Here is a 26,333-nt window from a genome sequence, read left to right on the forward strand (position 1 = left end):
ATAGTCTGGCCTTTTTTACATCTCTCACGCCATAAATAAAATCAGACAAGCAACTCAGCTAAATCATCAATTATCGCATCAGCGCCCAGCCCTTTAAGATCAACACCTTGGTTGTAACCATAAGTCACCAAGGCACATTTGAAACCAGCGTTATTTGCAGCTTTAAAATCAGTAATTGAATCACCTATCATCAGACAATTTTCAGGCAAAGCTTCAATTGACTCACTGCAATGCAACAAAGGCATAGCAGATGGCTTCTTCTCTTCTAGTGTGTCGCCACCCAACAACCAACCAAATTGCTCAGTCAGCTCAAAATGATCTAACATAGGTTTCACAAACACACTTGGCTTATTGGTAATCAATGCAACAGGAACACCGTTATGCTTAAAGGCTTTCAGTAAGGCTTTCACATTTGGATAAAGCGTCGTGCCGTCGGTCAAATGCGCATGATAGTGTGTTAGAAAAATACGATACGCTTCTTCGTGTTTAGCTGAATCAATACTTGCCCACTCAAGCGCTTGCTCGATCAATTTAGCAGAACCAAAGCCAACCCAACCTCTAACAAGTTCCTCACCCGCAAGTGGCGCCCCAAGGTCGGCTAAGAAAGCATCTACCGCTCCAGTAATATCAGGCACACTGTCTACTAAAGTACCATCAAGATCCAAGCAAACTAGCTCAGGCCAACCATCAAACCACTTTGAAAAATAGCTAGGCGTTTTCATTAACGTACACTCGCCAATTCTTTGCGCATCGCATCAATCACGGCTTTGTAGTTATCTTTGCCAAAAATAGCAGAACCAGCTACAAAAGTATCTGCGCCTGCGCGTGCGATTTCAGCAATATTCTTTTCACTCACACCGCCATCGACTTCAAGACGAATGTCATAACCGCTGGCATCAATCAATGCACGAGCTTCGCGTAATTTATCCAGAGTACCAGGTATAAAAGATTGCCCACCAAACCCAGGGTTAACTGACATCAACAACACCATGTCGATCTTATCCATCACATATTTTAAATGCTCGAGAGAGGTTGCTGGATTGAATACCAAACCAGCCTTACAACCGCCGTCTCGAATCATTTGCAAAGAACGATCAATGTGTTCACTGGCTTCTGGGTGAAAAGTAATAATAGAAGCACCCGCTTCAATAAAGTCTCCAATCATGCGATCAACTGGCTTCACCATCAGATGTACATCAATATCAGCGGTCACGCCATGTTTGCGCAATGCTTTACAAACCATAGGACCAATCGTTAAATTAGGAACATAATGATTATCCATCACATCAAAGTGTATGATGTCGGCTCCGGCCTCCAAGACATTGTCGACCTCTTCACCTAATCGAGCAAAATCGGCAGAAAGGATCGAAGGGGCAATGATAAAATCATTCATATCTGACTCCAGCAGTGACACAATAAAGGTCTCATAGTGAAAATTTAGACCGTATTTTAACAAGGCCTTTAAAAGAAGTATTGAAAACAATGAAGAAATTTACTGCACTGCGCCACGCTATCATTGCACTTCTTTCCCTGAGCACAAATACCGCTCTTTTCGCGGAAGAATCACAAGCAGCCCCCGGCAGTACAACTACTCCACAGCAAACAACACCAACACAAAACGCTAAAGAATACATTATCCCCAAGCCGCAGGCTTCTCGAATTGATGCACTGAAAGCTTCGCTAACAATAAGACGTTTAGATCACCAAATTCAAACCTTAGAAGCGAATGCAGAGCCTTTCCTTGCCCTTTATAGACCATCTCTCACCAGCTCAACTCAAGGCTGTGTAATAATGCTGCATTCAGACAACGAACACCCTGATTGGCCAGATGCCATCGCACCATTACGCGATGCCATGCCGGAGCACAGCTGGTGTACTTTATCCCTTGAAGTCCCAGACATTATTAAACGTGCCGAGCCTGTTAAAATAACCACAGCGACAGCAGAAAACACATCATCACCTAAAGAACTTCCTAACCAAACTCTGGTTTTCGCTCGCATACAGGCAACTATCGATTACGCCAAAGCACAAGGAGTAGAACAATTCACTTTTCTTGGCTACGGTACTGGCGCCAGCTATGCCTTAGCATTCCTAGCCGCCAACAAAGACGCAGGCAAAGCATTAACGCTTATCGATATAGAATCCCCTCCGAATCTATCAGACTACGAAGTGGCACAACAAATTCGTCAAATCGCGCAGCCTATCTTAGATTACTATGTCGATAAGACTGGGAACGACCAATTTGCAGTATGGCGCAAACAAGCCGCTAACCAAAGAACAGATAAAGTTGGCGATTTTATCCAAGTAAACGCCTTACCTGATAGAGTCACAGGAAAAAACAGCAAGCAATTATTAATACAGAGAGTTCGTGGCTTTTTAAAGCAAAACACCAATCAAATAAACCAACTAAAATCATTACCTAGCGTAAAAAAAGGGCTTTTCTATGAAAGCCCTATAATCAATTAGATATTAAATTAAGCTCTTATTTACGAGCATTTTTAACCATTTCATAAGCAGATTGAATTTCTTGCGTGCGCTCTTTTGCCAATTCAATCATTTCATCCGGCAACCCCTGTGAACTTAATTTATCAGGGTGATTTTTACTCATCAGACGACGATAGGCCTTTTTAATTTCAGCATCACTCATTTCTGGTGTCACCCCCAGTACATCATAGGCCGCCTTCAGAAGATCTTTTGATCCCACATTACTAGAAGAATAGTTAGAAGAAGACTGGTAGCCCTGTCTAAAGTGCGCTTGCTGCTTAACCTGAATATGCAAAGCCTCAAATTCAGCAACAGATACCCCTAGATACGCACAAACCTGAGACACAAATGACTTTTCTTCGACACTAAAATGACCATCCGCATAAGCAGACACCAACAACACTTCCAATAAAGTGCGTGTCAAATCTCCAGGACCAACGGTCTGCTTAAAAGTATTAAGGACAGCAGCAAGGTCAAAATTTTCAGATTTACCCTCGTTAAACAACTGCTTCGCTTGCTCTTGAGCAGCAGGTGATAAACGCAGACGCTGCATAACAGATTGCGCCAATTGAATTTCTGCTTCAGATACCTGACCATCTGATTTGGCCAAACGCCCCATTAAAAGAAATAATGTGCGAAAAAAAGTTTCTTGTTGAAGGCGCATATCCGCACGACCACGAATTCCACTAAAAGCGCCGCCAGTCTGGGCTCTATCAACGACTCCGCCGACGATAAAGCCCAGTAAAGCGCCTAAAAAACCAGCCAAAATATAGCCTAAAATCGCGCAAACAACTTTCCACATAAAGATATTTCTCCAGAATCGGTAGCCCCTATGGGCCTGCTTAGATTATCATTTGTCTTATTACGTGGAACCGCTTATTGGCAGTATCCGATTTAGGACAATAATTATTGGTGGCAAGTATACCCTGCATGGTTAAGCATTTACGCACCTACGCCTTATTTTTTCAAAGTCTTTTCATATTGCCTCTTGCACAAGCGCAAGTTGATCAATGGGACTGGACTCCCAAAGAATCCCTGACGACTGAGCAGCGAGCGCAGCTAAGTCGATATTGTCAGGGTTCATATATTAGCAACTGGAAAGCGACAGATACGAAGGGAACAAATCTCGCTGCTGACCTCATCGTTCGTGACGAGAATGGTGTAATTCATCTTCAAGGAGAGGCGGAGATCATTCAGCCTCAATCTACCTTGTCTGCAGATGACATTGAAGGTATTCCAGACGATTATTATCTCGCTACAGGAAACGTCACATTACGCAGCGAAAATCAGCTAATCCGCAGTTCAACTGGTTACATAGCAAACAGCGGTGATGCACCAACGGTTTTCAAAGATGCAAAATTCCTTAGCCATCAATCAGGTGCTCGCGGCGAAGCCAAATCACTATCACGCAACCAAGATGGTGTGGTTTTTATCGAGGAAGGCTTTTTCACGACCTGCGAACCAAATGAAGAAAGCTGGAAATTATATGGTAGCTCAATAAAACTAGACCCCAAAAATGGATTTGGTACAGCAAAGCATGTACAGATTCGTATTGCAGGCCTAACTGTATTCTATTTTCCTTGGCTACGATTTCCAATAGACGACTCTCGTCAAACTGGCCTTTTATTCCCTAGTTTTAGCTACTCGGGATCAGATGGAGTTAGTTTTTCAGCACCATTTTACTGGAACATTGCGCCAAACTACGACGCAACAATTACACCGCAGTTTATCCAAAAGAAAGGTCAAGGGGTTGACTTAGAATTCCGACATTTAAGCCCTTATGGCGAAACAGTTTACGAACAATCTACTTTTTCTGATAATGATGAAGGCGAGCAGACGCTATTAAAATTAAAATCCACGCAGAAGTTTAATCAATACTTTAGCGCTGGTTTTTTATTAGAAGACAACCCAACAAAAGATAAATATCCTGAAGCAAACAGCACGTCAATTGGTGAAAAAGACCACTACGAACGCAGCGCGTATTTTGCCTTTAACAATGGTAATTTTCTTAACAAGCTGACCTACTTGACCTATCAAACACCTAATAACAAAAATGATGAGCCATTTGAATGGTTACCTCGTATAGACAGCTCTTATCGTATAGCAACATCATTTTTAGATTATAAAATTGACGTTCAATATACAGATTTTTATGATCCAGCCGAAGACAATTTCGACGGACAGCGAACAGCATTCAATCAAAACGTAAAATTTGACCTAGGTAACGATTGGGGAAATTTCACCCCAGGATTTCTAACTCAATATAGAGATTATGACCTTCACAGCTATACAACAGACTCAGATAGCAGCACATCTGTAGGACATCTCACTAGCTATGTTGACTCATCACTACTATTTGAGCGAAATTTCTTGAATAATCAGAGGGTATGGCGACAAACGATTGAACCCCGTTTAAATTATTTGTATTCACCATTCGAGTCTCAAAACCAGATTCCTGATTTTGATGCTAGCGAACCAACGATGACTTACTCTCAGGCCTTTAGTCATACACGCTTTAACGGTAATGATCGTATTGGTGACACGGAACAAGTAACTCTTGGTTTAGAAAGTCGTCTATATGATGAAAATAATAATGAAAAATGGGCCTTCAAAGCTGGCCAGATCTTCTATTTAGAGGACCGTTATGTTGGTATTGACGGAAGAACCGATAAGAACACAGCCATTGATAACTCAAAACGCAGTGACCTACTGACGTCCGCCAACTATAACGGTAACCGATATAGTCTAACGGGTAATTTGAATTACAACCTAGACGATAGCGAGGTAAACTTAGCTCAGCTTGTCGCTTCTTTAGAGCCTGTTGACGATATAAAAATAAACCTAAGCTATTTGTACTCGATCAATAACACAGATCCAGATGACGATGCTAAACAAGCTAGCATAGGAACTATTTTTCCGATCAATCAAAATTGGTCCATGTTCACACAATATACCTATGATTTCTTAAGAGAGGATGGCACTAAAGAAATTGCAGGGTTAGGCTATGAAAACTGCTGTATCAAGGTTTCGATGAGCTATCAACATTGGCTCAATGATGACAATGAGTTTGATAGAGGCGTCTTTTTACAATTTATTTTACGTAGTTTAAGCAGTGCTGGCCGCGCTAACAACAAAGCCAACAATATTGCTGACAGCTATTGGAACCAAGGAAAAGTTGGATATTAATCATGAAGTTATTTTCTTTTTTCTCTTTAATTCTATTTGCATTAGTACCTCTGCAAACACTGCACGCTGCACCTACAAAAATTGATGGAATTTCAGCGATCGTTGATTCTAGTCCTATTTTAGAAAGTGACATTGTAAGCCGCTTTCAAATCGTTAAGGACCGTGTTCCAGGCGGAGTCATGACTGACAACATTCATCGTCAAATTCAAAACCAAATGATAGATGAAGCATTACAAGTCAATTATGCCCGCAAAGTCGGCATGCGAGCGTCTAGTTCAGAAGTAGACAATGCTATTCTTGGCGTGGCGAAAAACATGAATCTAGACTTACAGGGTTTAAAAAATGTTCTCGCTAGCAAGGGCATTAATTATGAGCGTTATCGCGAGCAAATCGAGCAAGAAATTCTCATTAATAACATAAAGCGAGAAATCGTTAAAAAACGCATTGCCATTTCAGACCAAGAAATTGATGATTACCTCAGTTCAGACACCAGTATCACCAAAGAAAAAGATCAAGTACACCTGCGACATATAATAATTAGAGCAAGTAGCCCAGAAGAAGCTGCTGCAAAAATTAAAACCATTGCAGGAAAAATACACTCAGAGAATGACTTCGTGCAACAAGCGATCGAAAACTCAGACGGTCAATTTGCCATTGAAGGCGGGGACTTGGGCTGGCGTCCATTAAATCAACTACCGCCACTATTTGTACGGGCATTAGAAAGCGAAAAAGGCCCGCTTATAGGTCCATTGCAAAGCAATGCCGGCTTCCATTTATTGTGGATGATTGAGAAACGCTCTCCAGATGTAACGCTACAACAGCAAACTAAAACTCGACATATCCTAGTTCGGGCCAATGAAATTCGAAATATGGAGCAAACTAAAGTTCTTGCGGATGAGCTTTATAAAAAACTAGAAAATGGTGCGGACTTCGCACAATTAGCTAAAGAGTACAGTGAAGACCAAGGCTCAACTTTACAAGGCGGCGATTTAGGCTGGGTCACACTAGGAGCCATGGTTCCTGAGTTTGAAGATGTGATGAAGAAAACTAACATTGGCGACATTAGTAAGCCGTTCCGTACACAATTTGGTTGGCACATTCTTCAAGTTGAAGGCCGTCGCGAAGCAGACATCAGCGATAAAGTGAAACGCAGCAATGCCGAACGCGCTTTAACCGCACAAAAGCAAGACATTGTTCTTGGCAACTGGCTCGACGAATTACGTGCTGACGCCTTCATTGATATTAAAAACTAAGAGAAAATAATGGCACATAATCAGGTAGAATCACTTCCCATTATTGCCATTACCTCTGGCGAACCCGCAGGTATCGGTCCAGATATTATCTTAAGCGCATTAAGCGAGCAGACATTTCCTGCTCGCTTAATTATCCTAGCTGATCCTGAGCTACTTCAAGACAGAGCGCAGACTCTAGGCCTAACAGTAAATATTCAAACACTAAATAGTGCACAAGATGTCACTGCACATCAGCAAGGTTCTATTAGTGTTTTGCCGATCCAACTAACGAAAAAGGCCGCTGCCGGCACTCTAGATATTGCGAATTCCCCTTACGTGTTAGAAACACTAAAACAAGCAGGTGAAGGCTGCATTCAAAAAGAGTTTGATGCCATCGTTACGCCACCAGTCCATAAAGGTATTTTATGTGAAACCGGCGTTCACTTTTCTGGACATACTGAGTTTTTTCAAGCTCAATGCCAGTCACCACATGTTGTTATGATGCTCGCGACAGAAGCGATGAAAGTCGCATTAGTAACCACTCACCTACCACTTAAAGATGTGCCTGCTGCAATCACTGAAAAAAATATCAGCCTTGTCGCTAAAGCACTTAATAAAGATCTACAAGAAAAATTTGGTATTGCGCAACCCAAAATCTTAGTCTGTGGATTAAATCCACATGCAGGAGAAGATGGCCATTTGGGCAAAGAAGAAATTGACGTTATTATCCCGACCCTCAATAAACTTCGCCAAGAAGGCTTAAATCTAATTGGCCCACTGCCAGCGGATACCCTGTTTACACCAAAATACCTAAATGATGCCGACTGCGCCTTGGCTATGTATCACGATCAAGGTTTACCTGTGTTAAAATATTCAGGTTTTGGTAATGCCGTAAATATTACATTAGGCTTGCCTATTATTCGGACATCCGTCGACCACGGCACAGCCATTGATTTGGCTGGCACAGGCAAAGCAAATAACGGCAGCCTTAAAGTGGCCATTCAACATGCTATTAACATGGCAAATAACGCGAAAAAGTTTTCTAAATGAGCAAACCACAACCCCATAAAGCCAGAAAAAGATTCGGCCAAAATTTCCTTCATGACCACGGCGTTATTCGACGCATTGTAGCGTGCATTGGTCCTAAAAAAGGACAACGTATAGTTGAAATTGGACCAGGTAAAGGCGCATTAACGGAAGGTATTATCAGTGTCACTGAGCGCATGGATGTTGTTGAGCTTGACCGTGACCTTATTCCTATATTAAAAGTGAATCTGTTCCGCTTCCCTGAGCTAACCGTTCATGAAGCTGATGCAATGAAATTTGATTTCACGTCATTAAGTACTCCAGAACAAGCCATTCGAGTTGTAGGTAACCTACCTTATAACATTTCGACACCGCTTATTTTTCACCTATTAAGCCAAGCCGATGCAATTGAAGACATGCACTTCATGCTGCAAAAAGAAGTCGTTGATCGTTTGGCTGCGCGTCCAGGTGACAGCCTATATGGACGATTAAGTGTTATGGCGCAGTATTACTGCTCTGTCGAATCACTGTTTATTGTTGGGCCTGAATCATTCGATCCAGCACCGAAAGTTGATTCCGCTATTGTTAGAATGACACCTCACAAAACGCTGCCTCATCCTGTCAATAACATCAAAATGTTAGAAGACATGGTAAGAATCGGCTTCCAGCAACGTCGAAAAACCCTACGTAATAACTACAAAGGCGTGTTAGACAATGATGATTTCACTGCTCTAAACATTGACCCAACACTACGCCCAGAAAGATTAGACGTAGAAGACTTTGTTCGAATTACCAACTACGTCCTCAAAAAGGAAGGGTAAATGCAAAAATATGACGTCGTGGTTTCCGTTCGTACAGAATACCTAGCAGGACAATCAACACCAACAGAGTCGCGCTACGTGTTTGCTTACCATATTTCTATTACCAACTGCGGAACTGAATCGGCCAAACTTCAAACCCGCCATTGGATAATTACTGATGGTAACGAACAAGTTCAAGAAGTAAAAGGTAGCGGCGTCATTGGTGAATACCCGTATTTGGGCCCAGGCGAATCATTCCATTACACCAGCGGAACAGTAATGGAAACGGTTGTTGGTAGTATGCAAGGCAGCTACCAGTTTCTGGCAGATGATGGAACTGAATTCAAAGCCCCTATCAGACCATTCACCTTGTCAGTTCCAAATCAGGTTCACTGAGGCTAATTATGGCAACCTATGTTATTGGTGATTTACAAGGCTGTCTCACGCCTCTCGTACAGCTTTTAGAGCAAATAAATTATCATCCAGAACAAGATAAGCTCTGGTTTGCAGGCGACCTAATCAACCGTGGAGAAGAGTCTCTAGAAACACTACGTTTCATCAAATCACTAGGTAGCAATGCGACTGTTGTTTTAGGTAATCATGATCTACATTTACTCGCAGTCTCTCATGGTTATGGCAAGTTAAAGCGTGGCGACACACTAACAGAAATACTCACGGCTGGTGACCGTGACGACCTAATGGATTGGTTACGCCATCAACCTCTATTTCACTATGATGAGCAACTCAATACCGTCATGACTCATGCAGGTATTCCACCTTGCTGGGACTTAAAACAAACACAAGCACTTGCTCAAGAAGTAGAATGCAAACTGAAATCTGACAGTGTTGATGAATTTTTTGCCACCATGTATGGTAATAAGCCAGATCAATGGAGCGAGAAATTAACAGGCCTAGATCGACTTCGAGTTATTACTAACTATTTAACTCGAATGCGGTTTTGTGATGAGAACAGTAAGCTCGATCTAGAGTCTAAAGAAGGTATAAACACAGCAACCAAAGGTTACGCACCTTGGTTCAATTACCCAGCAAAAGTACCTGAAAATTGCCATATTGTTTTTGGACACTGGGCCGCTTTAGAAGGTAAAACCCAAAAAGAACGCATTCATGCGCTAGACACAGGTTGTGTCTGGGGCGGAAGCCTAACAGCTTTACGCCTCGAGGATAAACAACGCTTCAGTACACCTTGCACAATTAATCGGAAGAACTCATGACTTACACTTGTATCGATATATCAGACGCTCTCCCAATCATTGAAAATAATGCGGCTATTGTAGATATTCGCGATTTGGTTAGTTTTCAAAACAGCCACATGACAAACGCGATTAGCCTTACCAATGACAATGTACAAAATTTTATTGATAGCACAGAGAAAAGCCAGCCTGTCATTGTTTGCTGCTACCACGGCAACAGCAGCAAAGGTGCTGCTGAATACCTTGCATCACAAGGATTTAAAGAGGTTTACTCTTTGAATGGCGGCTTTAGTCAATGGAGCGCAATGTTCCCAGAACAATGCGAGACAGGTAACTAGGTAAATATGACAATCCCTTATCAAGTTTATCTAGTAGGCGGCGCCGTTAGAGATGCTTTACTTGAACTCCCAGTTATCGACCATGACTGGGTCGTCACAGGCGCTACACCTGAACAACTTGAAAAAAAAGGGTTTCAACAAGTCGGTAAACAATTCCCTGTTTTCCTTCACCCCAAAAGCAAAGAAGAACACGCCCTTGCCCGCAAAGAAAAAAAGCAAGGTGAAGGCTACACTGGGTTTATCTGTGACTTTTCACCAGACATCACTTTAGAAGAAGACTTAGAACGCCGCGATCTAACCATAAACGCCATTGCACAAGATGAAAACGGTACTTTGATCGATCCATATAATGGTCAACAAGATTTGCTCAACCGAGTATTTCGTCATGTCTCTGATGCCTTTATAGAAGATCCGCTACGTGTATTGCGAGTTGCTCGTTTTGCCGCTCGCTTTCATCATTTTGGCTTTACTATCGCACCTGAAACCATGTCTTTGATGCAAGAGATTAGCGCATCAGGAGAACTATCCACACTGAGCGCAGAACGCATTTGGAAAGAGCTAGAAAAAGCCCTTAACACGTGCCATGCCAATGTTTTCTTTTCAGTATTAAAAGACGCTAACGCGCTAGACAAACTATTTCCAGAATTTATTTTGGAAGACAACCAAACGCTTACTGATATATTGAACCAAGTTGGGCTAACACCTGCTCAGCGCTGGGCCATTCTCTGCAAAAACACTCCGCTTGCAGAACTCACTCAACTTCATCAGCGTATTCGTAGCCCAAATCAGTTCAAGATTCTCGCCGAGCAAACTCGCTCATTCCTAGAGAACCAACACATTCCAATGGACTCCACTACGTGGGAAAACTGGTTGATTTCCGTCAATGCCATAAAAAAACCTCAACCATTTATCTTACTGATTGAGATTCTAAGTCGCTTAACCAATAGCAAAGTTGAGGACTGGCAGAAGCTACGGGATACTATTGCAGTGATCAATGCCGCATCTTTAATCAAACAAGGCTTTAGTGGTGCAGAATTGGGTCAAGCGCTTAAAAAAGTACGTGCTGAGGCTCTCGACAAAACACTTTCACCACTGATTAGCTAACTTGTAATAGCTATCAAACTATAACAAGCAAAACGCTGTCACTTATGTCTTAATAAATAACAACACTTTCTCAATAAGTCACAGCAGATTTTCTGTGAATTTTCACGCCAACGGCTTGAGCAGACGGAACAGCGCCAGGCTTACGCAAAGTTAACGTGACAGCGTTCAGCTTAAATTTTCCGATCAATTCTCCCACCAAATGCTCCGCTAACGTTTCGATTAATTCAAACTGACGCTCGGTACAAAATGCCAAAATATAATTAGAGATAGCTTCGTAATCTAGCGTCTTAGCTAGATCGTCCGTCTCGGCTGGAACACGATTATCATGCTCCATTTCCAAATCAAACACTAAATCTTGCTGAATCTTTTTTTCCCACTCATATACACCAATCACAGCTTGAGTTTTTAGACCTTCAATAAATACTAAGTCTTTCATATTAAGATTCCTTCAAAGGTGGCAATTCAGACAAGGGCCAACGAGCACGTATCGACAAGCTTAATTCAGAAGATTGACCATTAACCAAACGCTGAGCACCAGCATAAGCAATCATGGCACCATTATCAGTACAAAATTCTGGTCGAGCATAAAACACGTTAGCTCTGATTTTTTTCAACTGACTTTCAAGCTGTTCACGTAAACGCTGATTAGCACTCACGCCGCCAGCGATAATAAGTTGTTTTAAGCCTTCAGCCTCCAAGGCACGACGACACTTAATAACTAAGGTATCCACTACTGCGGTTTCAAACGCCAATGCCGCGTCAGCTTTAAACTGCTCATCACAACGATCATGGTCTAGTGCATCATGGACTGCCGTCAAAAACGCTGTTTTCAGGCCACTAAAACTAAAATCTAACCCCGGGCGATCTGTCATAGGACGAGGAAATTTCAATCCAGACTTAGAATTACCTTGTTTTGCTAACGCAGCAATTTGCGGTCCACCAGGATAGGGTAAGCCAATCATCTTTGCAGCTTTATCAAATGCTTCACCGGCGGCGTCATCAAGGGATTGACCTAGAAGACGATATTCACCAATGCCATCTACACGAACCAACTGCGTGTGACCACCAGAAACCAGCAAAGCAATAAAAGGCATTTCTGGTTGAGATTCTTCTAGCATTGGTGCTAAAAGATGACCTTCCATATGATGCACACCTAATGCAGGAATTCCCAAAGCATAAGCCAGAGAACGCCCAATCGTGGCGCCAGCCATTAAGGCACCAACCAAGCCTGGGCCGCTTGTATAAGCAATCGCATCCAATTCCGACTTTTTCATGCCCGCTTCTTGTAACACTTCATCAATAAGCGGCAAGGTTTTACGAACATGATCACGAGAAGCCAACTCTGGAACTACACCGCCGTATTCGGCATGCTGCGCAATTTGAGAATAAATTTTGTGAGCCAAAAGACCATTTTCAGTATCGTAAATCGCGATACCCGTCTCATCACAAGAGGTTTCTAATCCCAATACTTTCATCAGAATAATCTCATCAATAATTTGAGCGCATTGTACCCTATCTATCTCCACCGTTGCAGAGGAAAGAGCCACTTACTTGAAAGACAGCTCAAATGAAATTAGACATGGCAAGGCAAAAGCATTATAATGCGCGCGTTTTAAATGTTTAAATTAAAAGGCAGGTGATTTTTCTAGTTTGGCACATAGCTTCTGAAGTAAGCGCTTCTTATATAAGTTAAATGGCGATCCAAACACCCTCTTAAAGAATGAATACAGTTACAGACGCGACATATAGTCTGTTCAGGGTTGGGCTTTTTTAGCCTAGAAAAATCGATCCGTACTGGATCACACTCTGTTCAACAAAAGCGCGCTTTGAAAGCCCATTAAATACGGGTATGATTCACGCCGTTTTTGTGAATGCTTAAACTTTAGAAAAATATTATTAAAGGTAATTACATGCCAGCAGTAAAAGTAAAAGATAACGAACCATTTGACATCGCTCTACGTCGCTTCAAACGCTCTTGTGAAAAAGCAGGCGTTTTGGCTGAAGTTCGTCGTCGTGAATGCTACGAAAAACCAACTACTCTTCGCAAACGTGCTGCAGCAGCCGCTGTTAAACGTCACGCTAAGAAAGTTTCTCGTGAGCAGAAGAAATTCCAACGTTTGTACTAGGCCAATCTGCCGTTTGGCAATTTGCTAAAAAACAAATGTTTGCCTAGACGTTTCTAACATTTAGGCTTATAAAAAACGGCTAGTTAACCAACTAGCCGTTTTTTTTGCTTCCAAAGAGACCCCAGTACGGCGTCAATGAATTAAAGCTCCATGAATTAAAAGAGGATTCCATGTCAGAATTAAAAAAGTTCATCTCCGAAACCCTAAAAACCGCGATGCGCGCTAAAGAAAAACAGCGTGTTACCGTCATTCGCACCATCCTATCCGAATGCAAAAAAATCGAAGTAGACGAACGAATTGAACTAGATGACGCTCGCGTATTGGCCGTTCTAGATAAAATGAACAAACAACGCAAAGATTCCAACCAACAATTCATCGATGGCGGCCGTGAAGATCTAGCAGCAATCGAACAAGAAGAGATGTTAATTATTAGCGAATTTTTGCCAACACCATTGACTGACGATGAAGTCGGTGAGATTGTCAAAGCAGCAATTGCAGAAACTGGTGCAACTTCCATGCAGCAAATGGGCGCCGTTATGGCCATTGTAAAACCACAGGTACAAGGCCGTGCTGATATGGCACAAATCAGTAAACAAGTTAAAGCACAACTAGGCTAATATAATGGCGGGGCGCATTCCTGATCAATTTATTGACGAGCTATTGGCTCGAACCGACCTAACCGATGTGGTTGCGTCTCGCATTAGCCTAAAAAAAACTGGGCAAAATTACAGTGCTCTTTGTCCTTTTCATAATGAAAAAAGCCCCTCTTTTAGCTTAAATCCAAACAAGCAATTTTATTACTGCTTCGGTTGCGGTGCTGGTGGCAATGCCATTTCATTTGTTATGGAACATGACCATGTAGACTTTGTCGATGCAATTGAAACACTCGCCAAAGACGCAGGCATGGAAGTTCCCAGAGAACAAGGTGCACCAGATAGATACGAGCAAAATGCAGAGCTACTAAAACGTTTATCTGAAAGCTCGCAATTTTATCAGCAACAATTAACCCAACATCCTGACAAGAAAAAAGCCACAGACTATTTATCCAAAGATCGTGGATTATCCGGTCAAATCGCCAAAGTATTTGGTCTGGGCTACGCACCGTCAGGGTGGGACAATCTTCTCAAAAAAATCGGCACCCGGGCAGAAAGCCAAGAACAGCTACTACTTGGCGGCATGTTAATTGAGAAAAAAGATCAGCCTGGCCACTATTACGACCGCTTTCGCGATCGCATTATTTTTCCTATACGTGATTCACGAGGTCGAGTTATTGCCTTTGGCGGACGTGCATTTGGGGACGAAAAACCCAAATATCTAAACTCTCCAGAAACACCAGTCTTTCAAAAAAGCCAAGAACTCTATGGCTTATTTGAAGCAAAGCAAAACACCCCAATACTCGATCAAATCATTGTGGTCGAAGGCTACATGGACGTCATAGTGCTAGCGCAACATGGCATTACCAATGCAGTCGCTACACTGGGCACTTCAGTAAACAGCCAACATATACGCAAATTATTTAAACTGGTCAGCAAAGTTGTACTCTGCTTTGATGGCGACAAAGCTGGCCGCGCAGCCGCAATACGCGGCTTAGAAGCCTCCCTTCCCGTCATGCAAGACGAAAAACAGGTGCGTTTTTTATTCTTACCAGAAGGAGAAGACCCAGACTCTCTTGTCAGAAAAGAAGGCAAAGAAGCCTTTAACCATCGTTTAGAAGACGCGTCATCTTTGTCGCATGTCTTGTTTGATCACGCCCGAAATCAGGTAACTCTTGGTGATGAAGAAGGTGAGGCCCAATTTGCTCGCAACGCCATGGAGATGATTAAGCAAATACCCAAAGAGCTAACCTTTCGCTCGGTTTTGATTCGCCAACTAAGCGATCAGTCAGGCATCGATAGCGAGACATTAGGCAATACTGTTTTTAAAACTCGCCGCCAACATACGCCGACAGAAGGTCATGAGCCAACACCTCAAAGCCATACACAGCAAATCCAACATTATGATGGCGACACACCAGACCTAAGCCACTACGATTACGAGTCATCCCATGGCGATTATGATGATTTCCATCATAGTGATTACAGCACTCCGTTGACTCAACCCAAAACACAAGGCTCGTTCAAAAAGCCTTTTAGCAAAAAACCTTTTTCTAAGGGTAAGTTTTACAACGACGAACCAGCTTTACCACCGGCAGCACCAAGCCTCAGCCGAATAAAGCAAGCATCACTGTGTCTTTTACTTCACCCGCACATAGCGAAAGAAATCGATTTACCCGATCCATTAGTGAATCAAGCGAATGACGAACTACAAATCTTCTGCAAAATATGGAGATATTTCGCAAAACACCCCCACAAAAACACCGGACACTTACTGGGCGAATTAACAGATAAAACCACATTTTCGTCTATTTACGCACTATTAAACCACCAAGACGCCACAACTAAGCAAAAAATCACTAATGCACAGCAAGAAGTGCTCGATATGGTTTTAGCACTAGAAAAAAATCTTGGATTAAATAGCAGCATCGCACGGTTGAAAAGTAAGGGGAATGAATCCATAAAGGATAGTAGCAGCAAGCAAGAACTACGGAATTTAATGGATTTAATTAGACAGAAAAAAAATTAAACCCAGTTTAATTTTCATTCAAAAAAGATAGTATTCGGTGGATAAAAGTGATTGATTTTGTTATAATCCGCGGCTTGCTAAACTCCCAAATGAATTTCTAACGATAGGTTGTCGAATGCCAGACACTCAACAGTCACGTCTCAAAGAGCTGATCTCCAAGGGTAAAGAACAAGGTTACCTAACTTTTGCTGAAGTTAACGACCACCTCCCTGATGACCTTTCAGACCCGGAGCAAGTAGAAGAAATCATTGCCATGATCAACGACATGGGCATTACGGTTTCTGAAGTTGCTCCAGATAAAGATAGCCTTCTTATGGAAGAAGGCGATGCTACAGATGAAGCTGCAGCTGAAGAAGCTGCTGCTGCCTTAGCTGCGGTAGAAGGTGATATCACCAGAACAACCGATCCTGTGCGTATGTATATGCGCGAAATGGGTACGGTTGAGCTATTGACTCGTGCAGGCGAAATCGCCATTGCAAAGCGTATCGAAGAAGGTACCCGCGAAGTCATGGCGGCCATTTCATACTTCCCTGGCGCAGTAGATGTACTACTTGACGCTTACGCGAAAGTGCAGGAAGAAGAAGGTCGTTTAAGCGATATATTTAGCGGTTTCATCGATGGTGATGGCGAAGAACCTGTTTTTGAAGATGTAGTTACCGAAGAACCAGTCATCGAAGAAGACACTGTAGACAGTGACGATGATGATGATGATTCAGACACAGCTGAAGAAGAAACAGATAACGGCCCTGATCCTGAAGAAACAGCGTTACGTTTCAATGATATTTCACGCATCTATAACGAACTAAAAGTCTTGCTAGAAAACAGCAACAGACAAGATCCAGCAGTTCAAAGCAAGCAAGAAGAGTTGAGCATTAGTTTCGCACCTATCAAGCTTGTTCCTAAACTGTTTGATGATTTAGTTGATCGTGTCCGTTCACGTATGGAAAAAGTACGTGATCAAGAGCGTCTTATCATGCAAGTGTGCGTACGTAAATCAGGCATGCCAAGAACTGAGTTTCTAAAGCGCTTCCCAAGCAATGAAACTAACCCTGATTGGCTTAAAGAGCAGATTGCTTCTGGTGCTGATTACGCAGCAACGCTTGAAGAAAACGAAGCGGAATTTATGCGTAGCCAACGCAAACTTCGTGCGGTTTCAAAAGAGACTGGCCTGACCATTGCTGAACTAAAAGAAATCAACCGCCGCATTTCTATCGGGGAAACTCGAGCTCGCCGCGCGAAGAAAGAAATGGTTGAAGCTAACTTGCGTCTGGTTATCTCTATTGCGAAAAAATACACTAACCGTGGCTTACAATTCCTGGATCTTATCCAAGAAGGTAACATTGGCCTAATGAAAGCGGTTGATAAGTTTGAATATCGTCGTGGTTATAAGTTCTCTACTTACGCCACGTGGTGGATTCGTCAGGCGATCACTCGCTCGATTGCCGATCAGGCTCGCACCATCCGTATTCCAGTGCACATGATTGAAACGATTAACAAACTAAATCGTATCTCTCGTCAGATGCTCCAAGAAATGGGACGCGAAGCAACGCCAGAAGAATTGGCCGCTCGCATGGACATGCCTGAAGACAAGATTCGCAAAGTACTGAAGATAGCAAAAGAACCTATCTCTATGGAAACGCCAATCGGTGATGATGAAGATTCCCATCTAGGTGACTTCATTGAAGACGATGGCGCTGAATCTCCTATTGATATAGCGACTATCGAAGGTTTACGTGAGTCAACAACTATGGTGCTTGCAGGCCTAACAGCTCGTGAAGCCAAAGTTCTACGCATGCGCTTTGGTATCGATATGAATACGGATCACACTCTTGAAGAGGTCGGTAAACAATTCGACGTCACTCGTGAGCGTATTCGTCAAATCGAAGCTAAAGCACTACGCAAACTACGTCATCCTAGTCGCTCAGAACATCTAAGAAGCTTCTTAGACGATTGAGACTAGTCGACACAAAAAAAGACCGCTGCCATAAACAGCGGTTTTTTTATAACTAAAAAATGTTAAAAAATCCCACTAGAACAAGCATAAGCAACAAAACTGTCATACACTCTGATTAGAGTATGGATAAAGACAGTGAGGTTTAGCTTGCTACAAAACCATAACCAAAACAGCTCAATTTTCTACCCACCCTTGGCGGATTTAACATTCAGCCAGCCACTTCCTACGACATTACGCTCCACCCCCGCAAAAATATCAGCTCTCCACAAAGACACTAAGTACCATTTGTTTTGTTCGTTTATGCGCTCTTCAAAAGAAAACTTCATGTTCATTGCAGGAGTAATACTCTATGGAAAAAATCTACGTTCTTGATACCAATGTGCTATTGCACGATCCCTTGGCGATTTATGCGTTTGCCGAACATAAGGTCGTTATTCCTATGACCGTCCTTGAAGAATTGGATGTCATTAAAGACAGAAGAGATAAAGACGTTAGCCGTGAAGCGCGTGTGGCCATTAATACTATTGATAAAATAGTCGGTGATGCATCACCTCGTGAATTACAAGCAGGCGTGCCAATCCGAGTTGTCAGTAACGATGTGGACAAAGACCAAAACAAACGCAGCGAAGGCTCCTTAGCTATTTATCCAGATCAACAAATCACCCTCACTGATAATATTCCCTTTTTAAATGGCAACCACGACCATGCCAACGACAACCGCATCATTAATGTAGGCCTAAGCTTACAAGCAACCCACCCACGATCTGCAGTGTGTCTGGTAACCAAAGATATCAACATGCGCATCAAGGCAAAAGGCTCAGGGCTAGAGCGCGTAGAAGACTACAGAAAAGACAAGGTTCTTGATGATCTAGACTTAATGAGCAAAGGCTATATACAATTCAGCGGGAGCTTTTGGTCCACTATAGAAAGCGTAAAAACAGAAGCTCATGGCCGCCACACAGTTCACGTTATTAGCAAGAACCACTTACCCAACATCTATTTCAATATGTTTGTGATTGATGATGAAGACTTCATTGGATTTGTTGTCAATCTCGATCAAGAACACGTTTATTTGCTCGATATAAACAAACAGCATCTGATGAACCAAAACTTCTGGGGCATATTGCCACGCAATCTAGAGCAAGCTATGGCGTTTTACCTATTACGCCATGACAACTCAGACTTAATGGTAATGACTGGCCCAGCAGGCTCAGGCAAGACACTATTAGCCTTAGCTTATGGATTACAAGTTACTATGGAGGAAAAGCGCTTTAATAAAATTATCGTAGCAAGATCAACACCACCAATGGCAGAAGACATTGGCTTTCTACCAGGTACGGAAGAAGAAAAAATGGCACCTTGGTTAGCTGCATTTGATGATAACCTAGAGATCTTGCACGGCGCCGACGAACACTCTTTTAGCAGCATCGAATACGTTAAACAAAAAGCCAATATTCAGTTCAAGTCTTTGAACTTCATGCGCGGCCGATCATTTAACAATGCTCTAATTATTATTGATGAGGCTCAAGGATTAACTCAGTTTCAACTCAAATCCATCGTGACGCGAGTAGGCAGTAATTCAAAAATTATCGTACTTGGTAACTTGGCACAAATCGATAACAAGTACATAACTCCACTAACATCAGGTTTAACCTACCTAGTCGAAAAAACTAAGTCCTTTAAATACGCCAGTATCATGCACGTCAATGGCATAGAACGAAGCCGACTCGCTGAATTTGCCGAAGAAAACCTATAACAATAGCCAATACTGAAAAACAAAAAAAGAGGAAGAGCACACGCTCTTCCTCTTTTTTAACTTTATAAATCTGTTATTTACTTCTTATTAGCGAGCGACAGATTTCGCCAATTCAGTAATTTCATCCCATTTACCAGCACGCACCAAATCCGTTGGAACAATCCAAGAACCGCCAACACAAAGCACGTTAGGCAATGCTAAATACTCACGGAAGTTATCAGCACCAATACCGCCAGTTGGACAGAATTTAATTTGTGGCAACGGACCACCAAATGCCTTCAGCGCTTTCACACCGCCATTCACTTCTGCTGGGAAGAATTTAAAACGGTCATAACCGTATTCCATCCCCAACAAAATATCAGAAATAGTCGCGACCGCAGGCAGATAAGGTACATCGTACTCTTTACCGACAGCTAATAAATCCGCCGTCATTCCTGGACTGATAATAAATTGTGAACCAGCTTCAATCGCTTGAATATATTGTGCACGCGAACACACAGTCCCCGCGCCAACAATAGCATCAGGCACTTCCTTGCGAAGCGCAGTAATCGCTTCCAAGGCAGCCGGAGTACGCAAAGTAACCTCTAAAACAGGTACTCCACCAGCAACAAGTGCTTTACCAAGTGCAACCGCTTGAGCGACATCATCAACAACAATAACAGGAACAACAGGCGTTGCTGTCATCACTTGTTCGGCAGTATAAGAGATGGTCATTATTACTTTCCTTTTTGAAGACTTCTTTGTTTAAGGGCTAGTAGTCGTGCCAGTTACGGCCGTCTTTAATTGGCAACGCCATAGACGCTGCAGGACCCCATGAACCAGAAGCGTATTCTTTTGGACGCTCACTAGTTTGATTCCAAGCGGACATGATTCCATCCACCCATTTCCAAGCCGCTTCTACTTCATCGTAGCGCATAAACAAAGTTGCATCGTTGCGCATCACATCAAGCAATAATCGCTCATAAGCTTCCGGGCTACGCTTATCGTTAAACGCTTCAGTCAGACTCAAGTTCAAATCAACGGGCTGAAGAATCATGCCTTCGCTCACACCTGGAACCTTATTCATTACAGTTAAGGAGATTTTCTCTTCTGGCTGAAGACGAATAATCAACTGGTTACGCTGAAGCTGGCGATTGCTTTCATCACTAAAAATACTATGTGGTACGGATTTATACTGAATAACGATTTCAGAATAACGCTGCCCCAAACGCTTACCTGTTCTTAGATAGAACGGCACGCCAGCCCAACGCCAGTTATCAATATCAGCTCGCAAAGCAACAAAAGTCTCAGTTCTTGAATTAGGATTACTACCTTCTTCATCAAAGTAACCTTGAACATCCTTACCCTTAATCATGCCTTTCGCATATTGACCACGAACGGTTTTAGTATAAGCATTTGCCCCAGCAATTGGGCGTAGCGCTTTTAATACTTTGATCTTTTCATCGCGAACAGAATCAGCATCCATTCGGCCAGGAGGCTCCATCGCCACCAAACATAACAGCTGGATCAAATGGTTTTGCACCATGTCACGCATCGCACCGGCTTTATCGTAATAACCCCAACGACCTTCAACTCCAACCGTTTCTGACACAGTAATCTGTACGTTATCAATGTGCGCACTGTCCCATAAAGGTTCGAAAAGTGTGTTACCAAAACGAATCGCCAACAGATTTTGTACTGTTTCTTTACCAAGATAGTGATCAATACGAAAAGCTTGCTGCTCGTTAAAGTTCTTCATCACCTCATCGTTAATAGCACGAGAAGAAACCAGATCTCGACCAAGCGGTTTTTCTAAAACAACACGCATACGAGGCGCATTTAAACCATGAGCGGCTAATGACGAACAGATAGATCCAAATAGGTCTGGAGAAGTTGCAAGATAAAATACAACATCACGATCATCGCCACCAACCTGGTGATCATTTAGTCGCGAGAAGTCTGACTCTTTCTGGGCGTCAACAGAAACATAGCTCAGACGCTCCTTAAAGCGTGGCCATGTTTTTTCATCGCCAATACTTGAAGGCACAAACTCATCAAGCGCTGCTCGAATTTTAGTTTGGTACTCTTCTGTACTTACCTCACGTCTCGAAGCACCGATAATGCGAGTCGTTGGAGCAAGCAAACCATCCATATCCAAATGGAACAAAGCTGGAAGCAGCTTACGCATAGCAAGGTCGCCACCACCACCAAAAATTACAACATCACAGGCTTTTAAACTGGCCTTCATTCTTTATTCTCCAACTAATCTAGGCTTTCGACACAAGATGGGACGCGTAACATGCACAGCCCATCAGCCCTGGGTATTCAGACATCACAACAAAAGTCGGAATAGGGGAAACAAATTCTTTCATACGACCTTTGTCTTGCATCGCATCACGGAAACCACTTTTAAGAATATCTTTTAAATAACGAGGCACAATACCACCGGCAATATAAACACCGCCGCGAGACTCAACGGACAATACTAGATCGCCGATAACTCTACCTAAAAATACAAAGAACTGTTCCAACGTAGCGATTGCGATAGGATCATTACCAAGCTTTAACGCTTCGCCAATTTCAGGCGCGGTTAAACGCTTTTCAACACCTTCACGCAGAGCCAGTGCTTCGTATATATTTTCGAGGCCCATGCCAGATAAAACACGCTCTGCTGAAACTCGCTTATGGCGCGTACGAAGAAATTTTAAAATATCATCTTCAACATCATTACAGGCAGATAAATCAACATGCCCACCCTCTCCTGGCAAAACAATATTAGGCCCATTATCTTGAGGAACAACGCAGGATATTCCCAAACCAGTGCCAGCTCCAACTACCCAACAAGCACCTTTTGGATCGACCGTAGAGCTTTCTCCAATGACAACCATATCTTCAGGTTTAAGGATTTCCAAGCAATGTCCAACGGCATCAAAATCATTTAATAAGGCAACGGCTTTATTATCACCAAAATAGGACTGAACTTCATCACGAGTAAACTTCCACGGATTATTAGAAAACTGTATTACTGGCTGATTAACAGGACCTGCAATCGCCAAAACAATAGCGTCTATTTTATCCATACCAATACTGCAGTTTTCGATATAATCCGCTGCAGCATCAAAAAAATTATCGTAATTTTCACAAGGAAGCACTCTAACTTCTAGAGGCTCGTATTGATGGATAGGAACCAAAGCAAAACGCGCATTAGTTCCACCAAGATCGGCGATTAAAGCATGGGACATAAACGAACCCTATTTAATTTTTTTGAAATTTTACAACAAAATTGAGGTGAAAAATACCGCGATCTTGAAAAAATAAGTACCATAATGTAATAAAATTACAAAACTATCTTAGTCTATTTAAAAATTTAAAGACCTTTGTTGGCACCAATCGTTTACGGTTATTTTTATAGTCATAGAGGCGCTCATCTGCCACTTTCAACAGATGCTTATAGTTACTAGGCGAATCAGACATGACACTGGCACCACCGTAACTAATAGTAATAGGTACAAGATTAGATTTATACCTTAATGGATTAGATTGTAGATATTCTTGGATAGATTCCGCCACCAAAATGGCTTGCTCATAACTTTTTCCAGGCATAACAAACACAAATTCATCACCTGCAAATCGAAATGCTAAACCTTGCTTGTGAACGTATTTTAGCAAACGCTTAGCGATATACTCCAATACCTCATCACCACAATTATGGCCTAACGTATCATTAATGGACTTAAAGGCATCACAATCAATGAATACAACAGTTAAATCACGCTCCTGCATTTTAGAGCGAGCAAACTCACGATCTAGCATCAACTCTAGCTGTCGACGGTTTAATAAGCCTGTTAATGGATCTCGTGTCGCCAAATACTCTAGCTTTTCTCTTGCCGTCACATTACTCAAACAAATAGAGATTTTAATCGCTAGCTGATCAAGTAAAAAAGTATCTTTTGTCGTCGCATCATATCTAGAGCTGTCTGAATCGGCCTGACAAAACAATCCAACCAACTCACCATCAATAGTCAAAGGTGAAATAGCGACAGAAGAAATAATATCGCGATAAACAGAGGGAATGATTTCCCAGCATCGGCTTAAATTAGTATTTACTAAAACGGTTTTATTACTGGACTTGATGATATCAATCATAGAACGACGTCTTGTAAAAAGCACCCTATCTCGTAGATCAGGCATTTTCTCCAGGCTTTCTATTAGATGAGACAAAGGTGCTTCATTAATTAGATTAACCCAAACATAAGGCACACTAAACTGCTTCTGCACTTCCTTGGTTAATGTTGAAACAAACTGATCACAACGCCCAATCGAAAGTATACAACGCTCTATCTCAAAGAATTTGCGTGCAATCTCTTCATTACGTCTAACATTGTCGATCAGTTCGTTAATATCATGCATGCACTATGCCCTACCGCACTGATGTTAAGCGGCTCACTTTTCTAAATAAAAGCAGAAGACCCTAAAAATATAATTGATCTATAATGCATTATAGTACGATGCTTAAACACTTTGGGCTATACATTGAACAAAAATTGATAGCCTTATATACAAAAAATCACAATTTAAAAATACTCACCTAACGATAAAAGTCAAAATAGCAACATTCCATCGCACCTATCACTGATGAAAAAGCATTTTTAATTAATTCCCTGTTTTCTTTAAGAAAAATCGCTCTGTGCCGATAGCTTTATCGTAGATGATTTAATAGGCACATAAATGAATTTAAGAGAAATTGTTGAAACACAGGTAACCCAAAGCAGCAAAGCGGGCAAACCGGTTTCTGGCAATGCTCATTTTGCCTTATTAATGAGTCTATTCAATCAACCCGGGCCGTCTGTTATCGATACCCAGGATGAATTAAACTTTCATCAGCCTCACGCAATTACACGACCCATTCAATTTTCGCACAGCATTGGAGAAAACCCCATTGCAAACATCGCCCTACTAAAAGCATTAAGCTTCGAGCCTTTAGCAGAAGGCCCAGCGTATCAATATGATGCCGTTGAGAGTTTAGAGCAACAAATTAACACTCGTATCTAACTATTTTATGCTAAGACTTGCCACCAATAGATATTGAACACTTAGCAAACAAAGCACTCCACTGCTTAGCATGATATTGAGACACAAGCTGGTAACGCTGCCATTCACTAGTCGCTTCATTCAGAGAAAATTGATACGAAAAAGTTTGCATATCACGACTTAAAGGTTCACTTACCTCAAACAAACGATTCAAAAGTGGCAGTATCTGATAAGCTCCGCGAGTTATTCGCCCCATATAAGGCTGAACAACTTTTACATAATGCGTCTCAAACTGCTGCTTAAGATAAACCATTGGAGCGCCGCAAATATTACCATCTAATGCTTTCACTTTATTCGCAACAAGATCTAAATAACTAGTGACACGTGCCAACGAATACAACAGTCGGCCAGCGTACTCACTGTCCATTAGTATTTTCAAATCTCCCTCAAAAACATTAGCATCAACAAGTGGTAAATCCTCAAGACTCTCACCAATGGCAAGCAATCGATTTAAAGAATTCAATAGCCCCTGTTGCTCTGCAGTAGAATAGTTGAGAGGTAAAAAACCATTAGATAAACTAAAAAACGCCTCGCTTTCTGCGCCATTAAAAAGAGCATTACCGAATGCCATAGGTAATTCAAGGCGCTTCTGTTGGGCTATTTGATACAATTCTTTAGACAAAGACTCATTCTTTATATCACACGACTCTATAGCGCGAATGATGTCTAGCTCGTATAAAAATCGCTGACTATCAGGCATAACCTTACCAAGAATGCTATTTTTTCTGCCCGCCACAATACCAACATCACACCGCTGCAAAGACAAGAAATCTAATAAACCAATATCGAAGTGAGTCAAACTTTGTTGACGATTACGTGATGACGGCAAGCTAGCTGGCATTACAATTGCTGGAGATGAAACAGACAAAAACTGAGAACGATTTAAATCCACAACATATTGAGATAAAACGTCTTCTGCTTTAAAACGCGTATCACAACCACTTACTCCAGCGAGTATAATGCCGCCTAACAGAATCATTGAAAGAAAAGGTTTTATTAACATGAACAAGCTACTCATCCAAAAACGAGAAGAAATATCAGAAACACGCGTTGCAAAGATGGTGTTTCCAGCAACAACAAACCATTACGATACCTTATTCGGTGGTATCGCCCTACAGTGGATGGACGAAGTTGCCTATATTGCTGCCACCCGTTTTGCCAGAAAAACCATGGTAACCATTTCAACAGAACAAGTGGACTTTAAACAACCGATACCTTCAGGCATTTTAGTTGAATTAATCGCTCGCGTAGTTCATGTTGGCAGAACCTCGCTAAAAGTAGAAGTATCAATTTTTTTAGAGCAATTGGATAGCGATAAACGCACAAAGGCAGTAACCGGACATTTCAATTTTGTGGCCGTAGACAGCAACAAAAAGCCCACTCCGATTTTTGATGAAGAAGCAAATCGTTAGAAAGAGAGCATG

26 protein-coding genes are annotated in these 26,333 nt (G+C 42.0%); 16 read left to right on the forward strand and 10 right to left on the reverse strand.

Annotation, left to right across the window (positions count from 1 at the left end; genetic code table 11):
- Positions 1-41 precede the first annotated feature (41 nt).
- A complete protein-coding gene (locus tag CCS02_RS15510) occupies positions 42-722 on the reverse strand; it encodes a phosphoglycolate phosphatase (protein ID WP_100637057.1) in 681 nt (226 codons plus the stop codon).
- Positions 722-1,393, reverse strand: a complete 672-nt coding sequence (gene rpe, locus CCS02_RS15515; protein WP_100637058.1) for a ribulose-phosphate 3-epimerase — start codon at positions 1,391-1,393, stop codon at positions 722-724. The genes CCS02_RS15510 and rpe overlap by 1 nt, the downstream gene beginning before the upstream one ends.
- Before the next feature lie 89 nt (positions 1,394-1,482).
- On the opposite strand from rpe, the gene CCS02_RS15520 reads away from it, so the two are divergent.
- A complete protein-coding gene (locus CCS02_RS15520) occupies positions 1,483-2,466 on the forward strand; it encodes a DUF3530 family protein (RefSeq protein WP_100637059.1) in 984 nt (327 codons plus the stop codon).
- Between the two features lie 16 nt (positions 2,467-2,482).
- On the opposite strand, the gene djlA is transcribed toward CCS02_RS15520, so the two are convergent.
- On the reverse strand, positions 2,483-3,286 hold the full coding sequence (gene djlA, locus CCS02_RS15525) for a co-chaperone DjlA (RefSeq protein WP_100186923.1): 804 nt from the start codon (positions 3,284-3,286) through the stop codon (positions 2,483-2,485).
- 128 nt (positions 3,287-3,414) lie between these two features.
- Between djlA and CCS02_RS15530 the strand changes: the two genes are divergently transcribed.
- From CCS02_RS15530 to CCS02_RS15565, 8 genes are read left to right on the forward strand one after another with little or no spacing between them, the layout of a single operon-like run.
- Entirely contained in the window at positions 3,415-5,670 is a 2,256-nt protein-coding gene (locus tag CCS02_RS15530) for an LPS-assembly protein LptD (RefSeq protein WP_232728890.1), read from the forward strand.
- Between the two features lie 2 nt (positions 5,671-5,672).
- Positions 5,673-6,923 (forward strand): peptidylprolyl isomerase, encoded by a 1,251-nt coding sequence (locus CCS02_RS15535; RefSeq protein WP_072840321.1) that lies wholly within the window; start codon positions 5,673-5,675, stop codon positions 6,921-6,923.
- A 9-nt stretch (positions 6,924-6,932) separates the two neighbouring features.
- Positions 6,933-7,952: a 4-hydroxythreonine-4-phosphate dehydrogenase PdxA gene (gene pdxA / locus CCS02_RS15540; protein ID WP_100186922.1), complete on the forward strand. Its 1,020-nt coding sequence runs from the start codon at positions 6,933-6,935 to the stop codon at positions 7,950-7,952.
- Positions 7,949-8,749, forward strand: coding sequence for a 16S rRNA (adenine(1518)-N(6)/adenine(1519)-N(6))-dimethyltransferase RsmA (gene rsmA / locus CCS02_RS15545; protein ID WP_072840319.1), 801 nt, complete (start codon positions 7,949-7,951; stop codon positions 8,747-8,749). The genes pdxA and rsmA overlap by 4 nt, the downstream gene beginning before the upstream one ends.
- Positions 8,750-9,124, forward strand: coding sequence for a Co2+/Mg2+ efflux protein ApaG (apaG, locus tag CCS02_RS15550; protein WP_072840318.1), 375 nt, complete (start codon positions 8,750-8,752; stop codon positions 9,122-9,124). It abuts the gene before it with no gap.
- A gap of 8 nt (positions 9,125-9,132) precedes the next feature.
- The gene (locus tag CCS02_RS15555) at positions 9,133-9,960 is read left to right on the forward strand and encodes a symmetrical bis(5'-nucleosyl)-tetraphosphatase (protein ID WP_100637060.1); all 828 of its coding nucleotides are present in this window, start codon (positions 9,133-9,135) and stop codon (positions 9,958-9,960) included.
- Positions 9,957-10,277 (forward strand): thiosulfate sulfurtransferase GlpE, encoded by a 321-nt coding sequence (glpE, locus tag CCS02_RS15560; RefSeq protein WP_072840316.1) that lies wholly within the window; start codon positions 9,957-9,959, stop codon positions 10,275-10,277. Before CCS02_RS15555 ends, glpE begins: the two co-directional genes overlap by 4 nt.
- Before the next feature lie 6 nt (positions 10,278-10,283).
- Positions 10,284-11,381, forward strand: a complete 1,098-nt coding sequence (locus CCS02_RS15565; protein ID WP_100637061.1) for a tRNA nucleotidyltransferase — start codon at positions 10,284-10,286, stop codon at positions 11,379-11,381.
- A 70-nt stretch (positions 11,382-11,451) separates the two neighbouring features.
- On the opposite strand, the gene folB is transcribed toward CCS02_RS15565, so the two are convergent.
- Together folB and tsaD are read right to left on the reverse strand one after the other, a co-directional pair.
- A complete protein-coding gene (gene folB / locus CCS02_RS15570; RefSeq protein ID WP_072840314.1) occupies positions 11,452-11,817 on the reverse strand; it encodes a dihydroneopterin aldolase in 366 nt (121 codons plus the stop codon).
- A 1-nt stretch (position 11,818) separates the two neighbouring features.
- A complete protein-coding gene (gene tsaD, locus CCS02_RS15575; RefSeq protein ID WP_072840313.1) occupies positions 11,819-12,856 on the reverse strand; it encodes a tRNA (adenosine(37)-N6)-threonylcarbamoyltransferase complex transferase subunit TsaD in 1,038 nt (345 codons plus the stop codon).
- Positions 12,857-13,291: 435 nt separating this feature from the next.
- On the opposite strand from tsaD, the gene rpsU reads away from it, so the two are divergent.
- The 5 genes from rpsU (at position 13,292) to CCS02_RS15600 (ending at position 19,839) form a co-directional block, all read left to right on the forward strand.
- Complete coding sequence (gene rpsU, locus CCS02_RS15580) at positions 13,292-13,507, forward strand: 30S ribosomal protein S21 (RefSeq protein ID WP_009835737.1); 216 nt, start codon at positions 13,292-13,294, stop codon at positions 13,505-13,507.
- 170 nt (positions 13,508-13,677) lie between these two features.
- The gene (locus tag CCS02_RS15585; protein WP_100637062.1) at positions 13,678-14,124 is read left to right on the forward strand and encodes a GatB/YqeY domain-containing protein; all 447 of its coding nucleotides are present in this window, start codon (positions 13,678-13,680) and stop codon (positions 14,122-14,124) included.
- A gap of 4 nt (positions 14,125-14,128) precedes the next feature.
- Positions 14,129-16,129, forward strand: coding sequence for a DNA primase (gene dnaG, locus CCS02_RS15590; protein WP_100186918.1), 2,001 nt, complete (start codon positions 14,129-14,131; stop codon positions 16,127-16,129).
- A gap of 115 nt (positions 16,130-16,244) precedes the next feature.
- Positions 16,245-18,083, forward strand: a complete 1,839-nt coding sequence (gene rpoD / locus CCS02_RS15595; protein ID WP_100186917.1) for an RNA polymerase sigma factor RpoD — start codon at positions 16,245-16,247, stop codon at positions 18,081-18,083.
- A 349-nt stretch (positions 18,084-18,432) separates the two neighbouring features.
- The gene (locus CCS02_RS15600) at positions 18,433-19,839 is read left to right on the forward strand and encodes a PhoH family protein (RefSeq protein WP_100186916.1); all 1,407 of its coding nucleotides are present in this window, start codon (positions 18,433-18,435) and stop codon (positions 19,837-19,839) included.
- 87 nt (positions 19,840-19,926) lie between these two features.
- Here the strand turns inward: CCS02_RS15600 and CCS02_RS15605 are convergent, their stop codons facing one another.
- From CCS02_RS15605 to CCS02_RS15620, 4 genes are all read right to left on the reverse strand, one after another.
- Entirely contained in the window at positions 19,927-20,553 is a 627-nt protein-coding gene (locus tag CCS02_RS15605) for a bifunctional 4-hydroxy-2-oxoglutarate aldolase/2-dehydro-3-deoxy-phosphogluconate aldolase (RefSeq protein WP_072840308.1), read from the reverse strand.
- A 37-nt stretch (positions 20,554-20,590) separates the two neighbouring features.
- Positions 20,591-22,066, reverse strand: a complete 1,476-nt coding sequence (gene zwf / locus CCS02_RS15610) for a glucose-6-phosphate dehydrogenase (protein WP_100637063.1) — start codon at positions 22,064-22,066, stop codon at positions 20,591-20,593.
- Positions 22,067-22,085: 19 nt separating this feature from the next.
- On the reverse strand, positions 22,086-23,060 hold the full coding sequence (glk, locus tag CCS02_RS15615) for a glucokinase (protein ID WP_072840306.1): 975 nt from the start codon (positions 23,058-23,060) through the stop codon (positions 22,086-22,088).
- Positions 23,061-23,163: 103 nt separating this feature from the next.
- Positions 23,164-24,228: a GGDEF domain-containing protein gene (locus tag CCS02_RS15620; protein WP_072840305.1), complete on the reverse strand. Its 1,065-nt coding sequence runs from the start codon at positions 24,226-24,228 to the stop codon at positions 23,164-23,166.
- Between the two features lie 318 nt (positions 24,229-24,546).
- On the opposite strand from CCS02_RS15620, the gene CCS02_RS15625 reads away from it, so the two are divergent.
- The gene (locus CCS02_RS15625; protein WP_072840304.1) at positions 24,547-24,870 is read left to right on the forward strand and encodes a hypothetical protein; all 324 of its coding nucleotides are present in this window, start codon (positions 24,547-24,549) and stop codon (positions 24,868-24,870) included.
- 10 nt (positions 24,871-24,880) lie between these two features.
- On the opposite strand, the gene CCS02_RS15630 is transcribed toward CCS02_RS15625, so the two are convergent.
- Complete coding sequence (locus CCS02_RS15630; RefSeq protein ID WP_232728891.1) at positions 24,881-25,912, reverse strand: DUF3080 family protein; 1,032 nt, start codon at positions 25,910-25,912, stop codon at positions 24,881-24,883.
- Here CCS02_RS15630 and CCS02_RS15635 point away from each other — a divergent pair.
- Positions 25,911-26,321, forward strand: coding sequence for an acyl-CoA thioesterase (locus CCS02_RS15635; RefSeq protein ID WP_100637064.1), 411 nt, complete (start codon positions 25,911-25,913; stop codon positions 26,319-26,321). The genes CCS02_RS15630 and CCS02_RS15635 overlap by 2 nt on opposite strands.
- Positions 26,322-26,333 lie beyond the last annotated feature (12 nt).

This window comes from Marinomonas sp. ef1, assembly GCF_002806845.1.
In the GTDB taxonomy this organism is placed as follows: domain Bacteria; phylum Pseudomonadota; class Gammaproteobacteria; order Pseudomonadales; family Marinomonadaceae; genus Marinomonas; species Marinomonas polaris.